Genomic DNA, 12,729 nt, shown 5'->3' on the forward strand with positions numbered 1-12,729 from the left:
CTTCGTACGGGTATGCCGGTGGCATTGCCAGGAGGCGGCGACCCAAGGTGTGGCCGGAATCCGCGGTCGGGTAGATGTACCGCGGAACGGGCGCTGCAACAGGCGGCATCCTGTGGGGGGTTCGCGGACGAGAGCTATCGGAAATGGGGGCATCCCTGTGGGCGGCACTGGTGGCACCGCCGGCTCCAACGGCACGGACAGCACGGGCGGCGAGGGCGGCGAGGATGCCGGCAAGCGTCCCAACGCGCAGTTGGGTTCGTGGTTCATGCGCAGCGGCTGGTCCAAGGGCGAGCTGGCGCGGCAGGTCAACCGCCGGGCGCGCCAGATGGGCGCGCACCACATCAGCACCGACACCTCCCGGGTGCGCCGCTGGCTCGACGGCGAGCAGCCCCGGGAACCCATCCCGCGGATCCTCTCCGAGCTCTTCTCCGAACGCTTCGGCTGCGTGGTCGGCATCGAGGAACTGGGACTGCGCTCGGCCCACCAGTCGCCGTCCGTCTCCGGCGTCGACCTCCCCTGGGCCGGGCCCCAAACCGTCAACCTCATCAGCGAGTTCACCCGCAGCGACCTGATGCTGGCCCGTCGGGGCTTCCTGGGCACCTCCCTGGCCCTCGCCGCCGGGCCGTCCCTGATCGAGCCGATGCAGCGCTGGTTGGTGCCGGTGCCCGTGGGCCCGGGCGAGGTCGCGGCGCAGCCCGAGCGACCCCGCCGCCCGGCCCGCCTCTCCGGCCCGGAGCTGGACCTGCTGGAGGCGACCACCGCGATGTTCCGGCAGTGGGACGCCCAGTGCGGCGGCGGCCTGCGGCGCAAGGCGGTGGTCGGTCAGCTCCACGAGGTCACCGACCTCCTCCAGGAGCCCCAGCCGCCGGCGGTCGCCAAGCGCCTCTTCAAGGTCGCCGCCGAACTCGCCGAACTCGCCGGCTGGATGAGCTACGACGTCGGCCTTCAGCCGACCGCCCAGAAGTACTTCGTGCTGGCCCTGCACGCCTCCAAGGAGGCCGGCGACCGCCCCCTGGGCTCGTACATCCTCTCCAGCATGAGCCGGCAGATGATCCACCTCGGCCGGCCCGACGACGCGCTGGAGCTGATCCACCTCGCCCAGTACGGCAGCCGGGAGACCGCCACCGCGCGCACCCAGGCGATGTTGTATGCGATGGAGGCCCGCGCCTACGCCGGCATGGGCCAGCCCAGCAAGGTCAAGCGCGCGGTGCGGATGGCCGAGGACACCTTCTCCGACGTCGCCCCCGGCGAGCCGGAGCCGGACTGGATCCGCTTCTTCTCCGAGGCCGAACTCAACGCCGAGAACGCCCACTCCTACCGCGACCTCGCCTACGTGGCCGGTCGCAGCCCCACCTACGCCTCGCTTGCAGAACCGGTCATGCAGCGCGCCGTCGAACTCTTCGGCAAGGACCCCGAGCACCAGCGCTCGTACGCCTTCAACCTCATCGGGATGGCCACCGTCCACCTGCTCCAGAAGGAGCCCGAGGCGTGCGCCGTGATGGCACAGCAGGCGATACCGTTCGCCCGGCAGGTCCGGTCCGAACGGGTCAACACCCGGTTGCGCAAAACGGTGGACACCGCGGTGCGCGAGTTCGGGCACGTCCCCGAGGTGATCCAGCTCGGCGACGAGCTCTCCCGGCAGCTTCCGGAAACCGCCGTCGCAGGCTGATCGGGCCCCACCGCGGTACCTCGCAATTCACCGGCGCGTAACACGCCGGACGGCTTCGTCACCCCGGTGAAACACCGACAAGGTTTGGCCGAAACGGCGCTGCGACACCCTCATCGCGAAGCCGGCCCACCCACACCCGCACGGGCCGCATCGACGACGAGGAGACGCCGATGCCCCCAGGCATCCTTACGCTCGCAGACGGCCTCGCGGAAAAAGCCACGCTCAGCCCCGCCAACACCGGGTTCATGCTCATCTGCTCCGCGCTGGTGATGCTGATGACACCCGGCCTGGCCTTCTTCTACGGAGGCATGGTCCGGGTCAAGAGCGTCCTGAACATGCTGATGATGAGCTTCATCAGCCTGGGCATCGTCACGGTCCTGTGGGTGCTCTACGGCTTCGGGCTCGCCTTCGGCACCGACGCCGGCGGGGTCATCGGCTGGAACGGCGACTTCGCCGGCCTCGGGCACATCGGCCTGACCCAGTTGTGGGGCACCACCACCATCCCCATCTACGTCTTCGCCGTCTTCCAGCTGATGTTCGCGGTGATCACCCCCGCGCTGATCAGCGGCGCCCTCGCCGACCGGGTGAAGTTCACCGCCTGGGCGCTGTTCGTCGCGCTGTGGGTGACCGTGGTCTACTTCCCGGTCGCGCACTGGGTCTGGGCCGACGGCGGCTGGCTCTTCAAGCTCGGCGTGATCGACTTCGCCGGTGGCACCGCCGTCCACATCAACGCCGGCGCCGCGGCGCTCGGCGTGCTCCTCGTCGTCGGCAAGCGCATCGGCTTCAAGAAGGACCCCATGCGGCCGCACAGCCTGCCGCTGGTGATGCTCGGCGCCGGCCTGCTGTGGTTCGGCTGGTTCGGCTTCAACGCCGGCTCCTGGCTCAACAACGACGACGGCGTCGGCGCGGTGGCCTTCGTCAACACCCAGGTCGCCACCGCCGCCGCGATGCTCGGCTGGCTGGCCTACGAGAAGCTGCGGCACGGTTCGTTCACCACCCTCGGCGCCGCCTCCGGAGCCGTCGCCGGCCTGGTCGCCATCACCCCCGCCTGCGGCGCGGTCAGCCCGCTCGGCGCCCTCGCGGTCGGTGCGATCGCCGGCGTGCTCTGCGCCATGGCCGTCGGCCTCAAGTACAGGTTCGGCTACGACGACTCCCTCGACGTGATCGGCGTCCACCTCGTCGGCGGCGTCGTCGGCTCCCTGCTGATCGGCCTCTTCGCCACCGGCGGCGTGCAGAGCCACGCCAAGGGGCTCTTCTACGGGGGCGGCTTCGGTCAACTCGGCAAACAGGCCATCGGAGTGGTCTGCGTCCTGCTGTACTCGCTCGTCGTCTCCTACGTCCTTGCCAAGGCCATCGACGTGGTGATGGGCTTCCGGGTCGGCGAGGACGAGGAGATCACCGGCGTCGACCAGGCCGCGCACGCCGAGACGGCGTACGACTTCGCCGGCGCGGGCGGCGGCACGGCGGCCCGCAGGACCACGGCACTGGGCGAATCCCCGACCAAGAAGGTGGACGCGTGAAGCTCATCACGGCAGTAATCAAGCCGCACCGGCTCGACGAGGTGAAGGAGGCCCTGCAGGCGTTCGGCGTGCACGGCCTGACCGTCACCGAGGCCAGCGGCTACGGGCGGCAGCACGGGCACACCGAGGTGTACCGGGGCGCCGAGTACACCGTGGACCTGGTGCCCAAGATCCGGATCGAGGTCCTGGTCGAGGACGCGGACGCCGAGGAACTCGTGGAGGTCGTCGTCCAGGCCGCCCGCACGGGCAAGATCGGCGACGGGAAGGTGTGGAGCGTCCCCGTCGAGGAGGCGGTGCGGGTGCGGACCGGGGAGCGCGGACCCGACGCGCTCTGAGCCGCGGACCGCGCGCGGCGGGGGCGTACGGGAGCGCGGCGGGGGACAACACGACCGAGGAGAGCCCGAGTTGACCGAGAGCGCCGAACACACCGCAGAACCCGCCACCGCCGCCCCCGCGGGCGGCGGCTACCCCGCCGCCCGCCTGCGGCTCCTCCAGGACGACGGCCCCACCGGCCCCGACCGCCGCGCCGCCCTCGCCGGGCTCACCGACGCCTGGCTCGCCGCCCTGCTGGCCGGGGCGAGCGCGCCGGCCGCCCCCGGCGCCGCACTGGTGGCGGTCGGCGGCTACGGCCGCGGCGAACTCTCCCCCCGCAGCGACCTCGACCTCCTGCTGCTGCACGACGGCCGCGCCGCCGCCGCCGACCTGGCGGCCCTCGCCGACCGCCTCTGGTACCCGGTCTGGGACCTCGGCCTGGACCTCGACCACTCCGTCCGCACCCCCGCCGAAGCCCGCCGCGCCGCCCGCGACGACCTCAAGGTGCAACTCGGCCTGCTCGACGCCCGCCACATCGCCGGGGACCCCGACCTGACCGCCGCGGTCCGCACCACCGCCTACGCCGACTGGCGGGAGGGCGCCCCCAAACGGCTGCCCGAACTCCGCGAACTGTGCCGGGACCGCACCGCCCGCCAGGGCGAACTCCAGTACCTCCTGGAACCCGACCTCAAGGAGGCGCACGGCGGCCTGCGGGACGCCACCGCCCTGCGCGCCATCGCCGCCTCCTGGCTCGCCGACGCCCCCCGCGACGGCCTGGAGACCGCCCGCACCCGGCTCCTGGACACCCGGGACGCCCTCCACCTCACCACCGGGCGCGCCACCGACCGGCTCTCCCTCCAGGAGCAGGACCAGGTCGCCGGCGCCCTCGGCCTGCTCGACGCCGACGCCCTGCTCCGCCGGACCTACGAATCGGCCCGCACCATCGCCTACGCCGCCGACGTCACCTGGCGCGAGGTCGGCCGGGTGCTGCGCGCGCGATCCGTCAAACCCGCGCTGCGCGGGCTGCTCGCCGCCCGCACCGCCGGTCGCGGCGCACGCTCGCCGCTCGCCGACGGCGTCGTCGAACTCGACGGAGAGGCCGTACTGGCACGCACCGCCCGCCCCGAACGGGACCCCGTCCTGCTGCTGCGCGCCGCGGCCGCCGCCGCCCAGGGCGGAGTGCCGCTGGCCACCCACGCGATCCGCCGCTGCGCCGCCGCCACTCCGCTGCCGGTGCCGTGGCCGGCCGAGGCCCGCGAGCAACTGGTCACCCTCCTGGGCGCGGGCGCGCCCACCGTGCCGGTGTGGGAGGCGCTGGAGGCCGAGGGCGTCATCGCCCGCTGGCTGCCGGACTGGGAACGGGTCCGCTGCCGCCCCCAGCGCAACCCCGTGCACACCTGGACCGTGGACCGCCACCTGGTCGAGACCGCGGTCCGCGCCGCCGCGCTGACTCGCCGCGTCCACCGGCCCGACCTGCTGCTGGTCGCCGCCCTGCTGCACGACATCGGCAAGGGCTGGCCGGGCGACCACGCGGTGGCCGGCGAGACCATCGCCCGCGACGTGGCGGCCCGGCTCGGCTTCGGGCCCGGCGACACCGCGGTGATCGCCGCCCTCGTCCGCCACCACCTGCTGCTCGTCGAGACCGCCACCCGACGCGACCTGGACGACCCGGACACCGTCGACGCGGTCGCCGACGCCGTCGGCAGCCCCGGCACCCTGGAACTCCTGCACGCCCTGACCGAGGCCGATGCGCTCGCCACCGGGCCCGCCGCCTGGAGCACCTGGCGCGCCGGACTCGTCGCCACCCTCGTCCAACGCGTCGCCGACCGGCTCGCCGGGGAGCCCGCACCGGATCCCCGCGACACCGACCTGCCCACCGCCGAGCAGGAACGCCTGGCCTTCGAGGCCGCCCGCACCGGCGGCCCGGTACTGACCCTGCGCCCCCGCCCCGAGGGCGGCCCGTCCGGCCCGGTGGACGGCGCCGCCGTCCCCACCGGGGACGACGCCCGCGAACCGGTCGGCGTGGAACTCCTCATCGCCCTCCCGGACCGCCCCGGCGTGCTGCCCGCCGCGGCCGGCGTCCTGGCCCTGCACCGCCTCACGGTCCGCGCCGCCGACCTGCGCACCCTGGACCCCCTCGACCGGGGCCCGGTGCTGCTGCTGAGCTGGCGGGTCGCCGCCGAGTACGGGTCGCTGCCCGAGGCCGGTCGGCTCCGCGCCGACCTGGTCCGCGCGCTGGACGGCTCCCTGGACGTCCCCGGCCGGCTCGCCGAACGCGAACGCGCCTACGCCCGCCGCTCCCGCACCGCCCTCGCCCCGCCGCCCCGCGTCACCGTCGCCGCCGGCAGCTCCCGCACCGCCACCGTCATCGAGGTCCGCGCCCAGGACGCGCACGGCCTGCTGCACCGGATCGGACGGGCCCTGGACGCGGCGCAGGTCCGGGTGCGCAGCGCCCACATCAGCACGCTGGGCGCCAACGCCGTGGACGCCTTCTACGTCACCGGCCCGGACGGGGCGCCCCTGCCCGGGGCGGTGGCCAGGGAGGTGGCCGCGGCGGTGGAGTCCGCGCTCCAGTAGGGCGGGCGCCCCACCCGGCCGGCGGGCCGGCGGCGCCCCGCTGCACCGGGCGGGAGCGGGCCAGGACGGGTTCGCTTGCGTAGCCGGATACCCTAGAACCCGACTGACCTACGCCCCCGACCCCGAGGATCGACGACCGCCGTGTTCGATACGCTTTCCGACCGCTTGGCGAGTACTTTCAAAAACCTCCGGGGCAAGGGCCGCCTGAGCGAGGCGGACATCGACGCCACCGCGCGGGAGATCCGGATCGCGCTGCTGGAAGCCGACGTCGCCCTGCCGGTCGTCCGTGCCTTCATCAAGCAGGTCAAGGAGCGCGGCCTGGGCGCCGAGGTCAGCCAGGCGCTGAACCCGGCCCAGCAGATCATCAAGATCGTCAACGAGGAGCTCATCGGCATCCTCGGCGGCGAGACCCGACGCCTGCGCTTCGCCAAGCAGCCCCCGACCGTGATCATGCTCGCCGGCCTCCAGGGCGCCGGTAAGACCACCCTCGCCGGCAAGCTCGGCCGCTGGCTCAAGAGCCAGGGCCACACCCCGCTGCTGGTCGCCTGCGACCTCCAGCGCCCCAACGCCGTCAACCAGCTCCAGGTCGTCTCCGAGCGCGCCGGCGTCGGGTTCTACGGTCCCGAGCCGGGCAACGGCGTCGGCGACCCGATCCAGGTCGCGAAGGACTCGATCGAGTACGCCCGCACCAAGCAGTTCGACGTCGTCGTCGTCGACACCGCCGGCCGCCTCGGCATCGACGCCGAGATGATGCAGCAGGCCGCCGACATCCGGGACGCGGTCAGCCCGGACGAGGTCCTCTTCGTCGTCGACGCGATGATCGGTCAGGACGCGGTCAACACCGCCGAGGCGTTCCGCGACGGCGTCGGCTTCGACGGCGTGGTCCTCTCCAAGCTGGACGGCGACGCCCGCGGTGGTGCCGCGCTCTCCATCGCGCACGTCACCGGCAAGCAGATCATGTTCGCCTCCAACGGCGAGAAGCTGGACGACTTCGACGCGTTCCACCCGGACCGCATGGCGTCCCGCATCCTCGGCATGGGCGACATGCTCTCGCTGATCGAGAAGGCCGAGCAGACCTTCAGCCAGCAAGAGGCCGAGAAGATGGCGGCCAAGCTGGCGAAGGGCCCCAAGGAGTTCACCCTCGACGACTTCCTGGCCCAGATGGAGCAGGTCCGGAAGATGGGCTCGATCTCCAAGCTGCTCGGCATGCTGCCCGGCATGGCGCAGATGAAGGACCAGATCAACAACCTCGACGAGCGCGAGGTCGACCGCACCGCCGCGATCATCAAGTCGATGACCCCGGCCGAGCGCCAGGACCCGACGATCATCAACGGCTCGCGCCGGGCCCGCATCGCCCGGGGTTCCGGCGTCGACGTCAGCACCGTCAAGGGCCTCGTCGAGCGGTTCTTCGACGCCCGCAAGATGATGTCGCGGATGGCCCAGGGCGGCGGACTGCCGGGCATGCCGGGGATGCCCGGCATGGGTGGCGGCGCCTCCCGCAAGAAGAAGCAGATCAAGCAGGCCAAGGGCAAGCGCAAGAGCGGCAACCCGATGAAGCGCAAGGCCGACGAGGAGGCCGCGGTGGCGCGCCGCGAGGCGGCCGCGGCCGGCAACCCGCTGGGTCTCCCGCAGGGCGCCGACCAGGACCCGCAGAACTTCGAACTCCCCGAGGAGTTCAAGAAGTTCATGAACTGACGCGGCGCCGCACGGCCCGCGGGGCGAGCCCCCGACCCTCCCGGAGGGTCGGGGGCTCGCCCGTTGCGCACGGGGACCCGGCTAGCGGGTGCGCGCGATCAGGTAGCGGAAGACGTTCGCCATCCAGACCGTGCCGTCCGCCCGCTGGTACGGATGGAGCGCCTGGGCCAGTTCCTTCTTCACCTGCCGCGGGCCCGCCACCTCCAGCGCCGCGTCGAACAGCCCGGTCGACAGCATCCCGCGCACCGCGCTCGCCAGGTCCGCGTATCCGAAGGGGCAGGCCACCCGCCCCGATCCGTCCGGCCGCAGCCCGGCCCGGCCCGCCAACTCCTCCAGGTCGTCCCGCCCGGCCGGCCGCCAGCCCGCACCGAAGCCCGCCGCCGGGTCGGCCAACCGCTCCGCCACCCGCAGCACCCCGGCCGCGGCACACCGCTCCACCGGGCCCCAGCCCCCCAGCACCACCGCGCTGCCGCGCTCGGCCAGCGCCGCCGCCGCGGTCAGCGCCCCGGTGAGCTCCTCGGCGGCACCGCCGCAGCCCACCGGGTGGAACGCGGTGATCACGGTGAACGCCGTGTCCTTGGGGGCGGCATCGGCCAGCCCGCCGCTGACCAGGCGGGTGACCTCCGGCATGCCGTCCGGCGTGAGCCGTTCGCGGGCCAGCTCCAGCCGGCACTCGTCCGCGTCCACACCGCTGACCTGCGCCCCGCGCGCCGCCGCGAGCAGCAGCGCCAGTCCTGACCCGCAGCCCAGCCCCAGCAGCCGGGTGCCGGGACCGATGCCGAGCCGGTCGTACGCGGCCTCGTAGAGGGGCACCAGCATCCGCTCCTGGATCTCCGCCCAGTCGCGGGCGCGAGTCCCGGCCGGCGCAGCCGGCGCGGCCGGGCCGTCGGCGCGCCCGGTCCCGGTGTTCGGTAGCTGGTGCCGCACGAGCGTGGGTGACATCGAAAGCGCCCCTATTCGCCGAGAACCCGAAGCTGATCCGTACCGTCCGCCCCCGTGTTTCCGAGCGTTGTGCGCCCCCGCGATCCAGACAACTGCGCTTCCGACCGGCCGTCCAGGGGGTGCGCCGGGTTTGGCTCCCGCGCGCCCCTGCGTGCGCCGGCCCCCGTGCCCCCGGAGCGCCGTTCCAGGGTGCCTTGGGGAGTGCCCGCGCGCCACGGCAGACGCCCGGCCCCGGCGCGCCGGCCGCGGCCATCCCCCCTGCGAACGCCCCGCACCACTGCCCTACCGTGGGGGGACGGGGCCGCTGTCCGCGGCATTTCCTACCGTCGGTAACATCGGCGCGCGCCCATTCCCCGGCGTGCAGACGACTTACGCCATGTGGCGTACGCGGGGGTACGCGCCCTACGTACCGGCTTGCCGCGCTCGGGTGTCTTCTCCTCAGATCGGCACACCGCGTACGAGCCACGCCCCCTGCCCGGAAACTGACTGGTACGTGCAAAATATTTGGGATGCCCCGGAATCGGAACACTGGGCGACTCCGACTCGTTGTCACGACGTGAGCACGACACCGCCTGTTCTCGCCGCCGAGCTGGCGCTCGCGTGGGCCGACATTCAACGGCACCACCCCGAGCTGCCGGACCTGGCCGCGCCCGAGTCCCTGATCGGAGAGTCCTCGTCCGCCTGTGGCGCCGAACTCTCCTTCGAACGGCTGCTCCACGAGGCAGTCCACGGCATCGCCGCCGCCCGCGGCATCCGCGACACCTCCCGGGCAGGCCGCTACCACAACCGCCGGTTCCTCGCGATCGCCGAGGAGCTGGGCCTGGACCACTCCGACGAGCCGCATCCCAGTAGCGGCTTCTCGCTGGTCACGCTCAACCCCGAGGCGAGACGGCGCTACCGCCCCACCATCGAGCGGCTGACCAGAGCCCTCAAGGCGCACAGCGCCGCCACCGCCACCGACACCACCCGCAGCTTCCGCGGCCCGGCCGCCCGGCACGGCTCCTCCGGGGGCGGCGTGCGCGTCAAGGCCGTCTGCGACTGCGGGCGCAACGTCCGGGTCGTCCCGTCCGTACTGGCCCAGGCACCCATCGTCTGCGGTGGTTGCGGCAAGCCCTTCCGGATCCCCGAGGTGGCCGCGGTCGGCTGACCTTCGGGCGTGTGGCACAATTGCCTGCTGTACTCGACAGTCGCACAGGACCCCTCTCTCCTCCGGCTGACGCGTCCATCGGGGCCCCGAGTACCGCAACCCCACGTGGCATCTCGTTGTGCCCCACCACGTCAAGACCAGGAGACACCACTCCAGTGGCAGTCAAGATCAAGCTGAAGCGTCTGGGCAAGATCCGCTCGCCTCACTACCGCATCGTCGTCGCCGACTCCCGCACCCGCCGGGACGGCCGCGCGATCGAGGAGATCGGCCTGTACCACCCGGTGCAGAACCCGTCCCGCATCGAGGTCGACGCCGAGCGCGTCGCCTACTGGCTGGGCGTCGGCGCGCAGCCGACCGAGCCCGTGATGGCCATCCTCAAGGTCACCGGCGACTGGCAGAAGTTCAAGGGTCTGCCGGCCCCCGCGCCGATGAAGGTCGCCGAGCCGAAGGCCGACAAGCGCGCCCTCTTCGAGGCCGCCGCCAAGGCTTCCGGTGACGAGCCGAAGGGTGAGGCGATCACCCCGAAGGCGAAGAAGGCCGACAAGAAGGCGGACGAGGCCGCGGCTGAGTCCACCTCCGAGTCCACCGAGGCCTGAGCGTGCTTGAGGAGGCCCTTGAGCACCTCGTCAAGGGCATCGTCGACAACCCCGACGACGTGCAGGTGGCTTCGCGCACCCTGCGTCGCGGGCGCGTGCTGGAGGTCCGGGTCCACCCCGACGACCTCGGCAAGGTGATCGGCCGCAACGGCCGGACCGCCCGCGCACTGCGGACGGTCGTCGGCGCCATCGGCGGCCGGGGCATCCGCGTCGACCTCGTCGACGTCGACCAAGTTCGCTGAGCAAGTTGAACACCGGCTCGGGCCGGGGAGGGCCTTCGGGTCGTCCCCGGCCCGTGTCCGTATGTGAGGCTGGAACCACCGCGACCCCGTCGGATCCAGCACCGTCACCATCCAATGAGGAACCCCGACGTTCCTCGGCCACCTCCGCGGAAGCGGCGGCGGCTTAGCCGCAAAGGGAGCACAGTGCAGCTGGTAGTCGCCCGGATCGGCCGCGCCCACGGCATCAAGGGCGAGGTCACCGTAGAGGTGCGCACCGACGAGCCGGAGCTCCGGCTCGCCCCGGGCGCCGTCCTCGCCACCGACCCGTCTTCCGTCGGGCCGCTGACCATCGCCACCGGCCGGGTCCACAGCGGCCGGCTGCTGCTGCGCTTCGAGGGCGTCGCGGACCGCACCGCCGCCGAGGCGCTCCGCAACACCCTGCTGATCGCCGAGATCGACCCCGAGGAAGTCCCCGAGGACCCCGAGGAGTTCTACGACCACCAGCTGATCGACCTCGACGTCGTCACCCGCGACGGCACCGTCGTCGGCCGGATCGCCGAGGTCTCCCACCTGCCCTACCAGGACCTGCTGATCGTCACCCGCCCCGAGGGCGGCGAGGTCATGATCCCGTTCGTCAGCGAGATCGTGCCCGAGATCGACCTGGAAGAGCAGCGCGCGGTCATCGACCCGCCGCCCGGCCTCCTCGACGACGCCGAGGCGGAGATCGCCTCCAGCCGCGAGGACAGCTGATGCGGCTCGACGTCGTCACGATCTTCCCCGAGTACCTGGAACCGCTGAACGTCTCGCTGGTCGGCAAGGCCCGGGCCCGGGGACAGCTCGACGTCCGCATCCACGACCTGCGGGAGTGGACGCGCGACAAGCACCACACCGTCGACGACACCCCCTACGGCGGCGGTCCCGGCATGGTGATGAAGCCCGAGCCGTGGGGCGCGGCGCTCGACGACGTCCTGGCGTCCGGTGAGGGCGAACCGGTCCTCGTCGTGCCCACCCCCAGCGGCGTGCCCTTCACCCAGGAACTCGCCGTCGAGCTCTCCGGCAAGCCCTGGCTGGTCTTCACGCCGGCCCGCTACGAGGGCATCGACCGCCGCGTCATCGAGGAGTACGGCGACCGCCTGGACGTCCGCGAGGTCTCCATCGGCGACTACGTGCTCGCCGGCGGCGAGGCCCCGGTCCTGGTCATGGTCGAGGCGGTGGCCCGGCTGCTGCCCGGCGTCCTCGGTAACGCCGCCTCCCACCAGGACGACTCCTTCGCCCCCGGGGCGATGGCCGACCTCCTGGAGGGCCCCGTCTACACCAAGCCCCCCGAGTGGCGCGACCGCACCATCCCGGAGGTGCTGCTCAGCGGCCACCATGGCAAGATCGCCCGCTGGCGTCGGGACGAGGCGTTCCGCCGCACCGACCTCAACCGCCCCGATCTGATCGAGCGTGCCGACCCCGCCGCCTTCAACAAGAAGGACCGGGAAATCCTCGCCGCGCTGGGCTGGGCCCCGCGTGAGGACGGCCGATTTGGGCGGACGAGTCAGTCCGTGGAAGAATGAGCCGCTGCTGACTCCGTCCGGCGTGCGCCCCTGCCACAGGGGGAACGACGTCCGCCCGGCGATCCGACAGCAAGCCAACTTTTCCGATGATTCCGCTGATGACCTGTGGCATCAGCGAAGAAAGCAGTGGGTCATGAACCTCCTCGACTCCGTCGACTCCGCAGCGCTGCGCAGCGACGTCCCCGCGTTCCGCCCGGGTGACACCGTCAACGTCCACGTCCGCGTCATCGAGGGCAACCGCTCTCGTGTGCAGCAGTTCAAGGGCGTCGTCATCCGCCGTCAGGGCGCCGGCGTGCGCGAGACCTTCACGGTCCGCAAGGTCAGCTTCTCGGTCGGCGTCGAGCGCACCTTCCCCGTGCACACCCCGATCGTCGAGAAGATCGAGGTCGTCACCCGCGGTGACGTCCGTCGCGCCAAGCTGTACTACCTCCGCGAGCTGCGCGGCAAGGCCGCCAAGATCAAGGAGAAGCGCGAGCGCTGAGCCGCGCCGC

12 protein-coding genes are annotated in these 12,729 nt (G+C 72.6%); 11 read left to right on the forward strand and 1 reads right to left on the reverse strand.

The features are described 5' to 3' along the window. Nucleotides 1-157 precede the first annotated feature (157 nt). From ACJ6WD_RS12240 to ffh, 5 genes are all read left to right on the forward strand, one after another. Nucleotides 158-1,669, forward strand: a complete 1,512-nt coding sequence (locus ACJ6WD_RS12240; RefSeq protein ID WP_374206812.1) for a hypothetical protein — start codon at nt 158-160, stop codon at nt 1,667-1,669. A gap of 170 nt (nt 1,670-1,839) precedes the next feature. Next, complete coding sequence (locus tag ACJ6WD_RS12245; RefSeq protein WP_233658505.1) at nt 1,840-3,189, forward strand: ammonium transporter; 1,350 nt, start codon at nt 1,840-1,842, stop codon at nt 3,187-3,189. Beyond that, nucleotides 3,186-3,524 (forward strand): P-II family nitrogen regulator, encoded by a 339-nt coding sequence (locus ACJ6WD_RS12250; protein ID WP_016571362.1) that lies wholly within the window; start codon nt 3,186-3,188, stop codon nt 3,522-3,524. The genes ACJ6WD_RS12245 and ACJ6WD_RS12250 overlap by 4 nt, the downstream gene beginning before the upstream one ends. A 70-nt stretch (nt 3,525-3,594) precedes the next feature. Next, nucleotides 3,595-6,078 carry a [protein-PII] uridylyltransferase gene (locus ACJ6WD_RS12255; protein WP_376437520.1) on the forward strand — a complete coding sequence of 828 codons (2,484 nt, stop codon included), beginning with the start codon at nt 3,595-3,597 and terminating at the stop codon, nt 6,076-6,078. A gap of 141 nt (nt 6,079-6,219) precedes the next feature. Beyond that, nucleotides 6,220-7,773 (forward strand): signal recognition particle protein, encoded by a 1,554-nt coding sequence (ffh, locus tag ACJ6WD_RS12260; RefSeq protein WP_016571360.1) that lies wholly within the window; start codon nt 6,220-6,222, stop codon nt 7,771-7,773. Between the two features lie 81 nt (nt 7,774-7,854). Here ffh and ACJ6WD_RS12265 read toward each other — a convergent pair whose 3' ends face one another. Then, nucleotides 7,855-8,715: a methyltransferase domain-containing protein gene (locus ACJ6WD_RS12265; RefSeq protein ID WP_233658507.1), complete on the reverse strand. Its 861-nt coding sequence runs from the start codon at nt 8,713-8,715 to the stop codon at nt 7,855-7,857. A gap of 556 nt (nt 8,716-9,271) precedes the next feature. Here ACJ6WD_RS12265 and ACJ6WD_RS12270 point away from each other — a divergent pair. From ACJ6WD_RS12270 to rplS, 6 genes are all read left to right on the forward strand, one after another. Next, nucleotides 9,272-9,862 carry a hypothetical protein gene (locus ACJ6WD_RS12270; protein ID WP_016571358.1) on the forward strand — a complete coding sequence of 197 codons (591 nt, stop codon included), beginning with the start codon at nt 9,272-9,274 and terminating at the stop codon, nt 9,860-9,862. Nucleotides 9,863-10,017: 155 nt separating this feature from the next. Then, nucleotides 10,018-10,458: a 30S ribosomal protein S16 gene (rpsP, locus tag ACJ6WD_RS12275; RefSeq protein WP_016571357.1), complete on the forward strand. Its 441-nt coding sequence runs from the start codon at nt 10,018-10,020 to the stop codon at nt 10,456-10,458. 2 nt (nt 10,459-10,460) lie between these two features. Beyond that, nucleotides 10,461-10,700: an RNA-binding protein gene (locus tag ACJ6WD_RS12280; protein WP_003980229.1), complete on the forward strand. Its 240-nt coding sequence runs from the start codon at nt 10,461-10,463 to the stop codon at nt 10,698-10,700. 183 nt (nt 10,701-10,883) lie between these two features. After that, nucleotides 10,884-11,429: a ribosome maturation factor RimM gene (gene rimM / locus ACJ6WD_RS12285; protein ID WP_016571356.1), complete on the forward strand. Its 546-nt coding sequence runs from the start codon at nt 10,884-10,886 to the stop codon at nt 11,427-11,429. Further along, complete coding sequence (gene trmD / locus ACJ6WD_RS12290) at nt 11,429-12,238, forward strand: tRNA (guanosine(37)-N1)-methyltransferase TrmD (protein ID WP_016571355.1); 810 nt, start codon at nt 11,429-11,431, stop codon at nt 12,236-12,238. Before rimM ends, trmD begins: the two co-directional genes overlap by 1 nt. 133 nt (nt 12,239-12,371) lie before the next feature. After that, nucleotides 12,372-12,719 (forward strand): 50S ribosomal protein L19, encoded by a 348-nt coding sequence (rplS, locus tag ACJ6WD_RS12295; protein WP_016571354.1) that lies wholly within the window; start codon nt 12,372-12,374, stop codon nt 12,717-12,719. Nucleotides 12,720-12,729: the final 10 nt, after the last annotated feature.

Source organism: Streptomyces sp. VTCC 41912, from assembly GCF_045799175.1.
GTDB classification, from domain to species: Bacteria; Actinomycetota; Actinomycetes; order Streptomycetales; family Streptomycetaceae; genus Streptomyces; species Streptomyces albulus_C.

Bases quoted from the DNA above. Each gene is read 5' to 3' on its own strand.
- ACJ6WD_RS12245 (WP_233658505.1), top strand. From the start codon at position 1,840: ATGCCCCCAGGCATCCTTACGCTCGCAGACGGCCTCGCGGAAAAAGCC.
- ACJ6WD_RS12265 (WP_233658507.1), bottom strand. From the start codon at position 8,715: ATGTCACCCACGCTCGTGCGGCACCAGCTACCGAACACCGGGACCGGG.
- trmD (WP_016571355.1), top strand. From the start codon at position 11,429: ATGCGGCTCGACGTCGTCACGATCTTCCCCGAGTACCTGGAACCGCTG.
- rplS (WP_016571354.1), top strand. From the start codon at position 12,372: ATGAACCTCCTCGACTCCGTCGACTCCGCAGCGCTGCGCAGCGACGTC.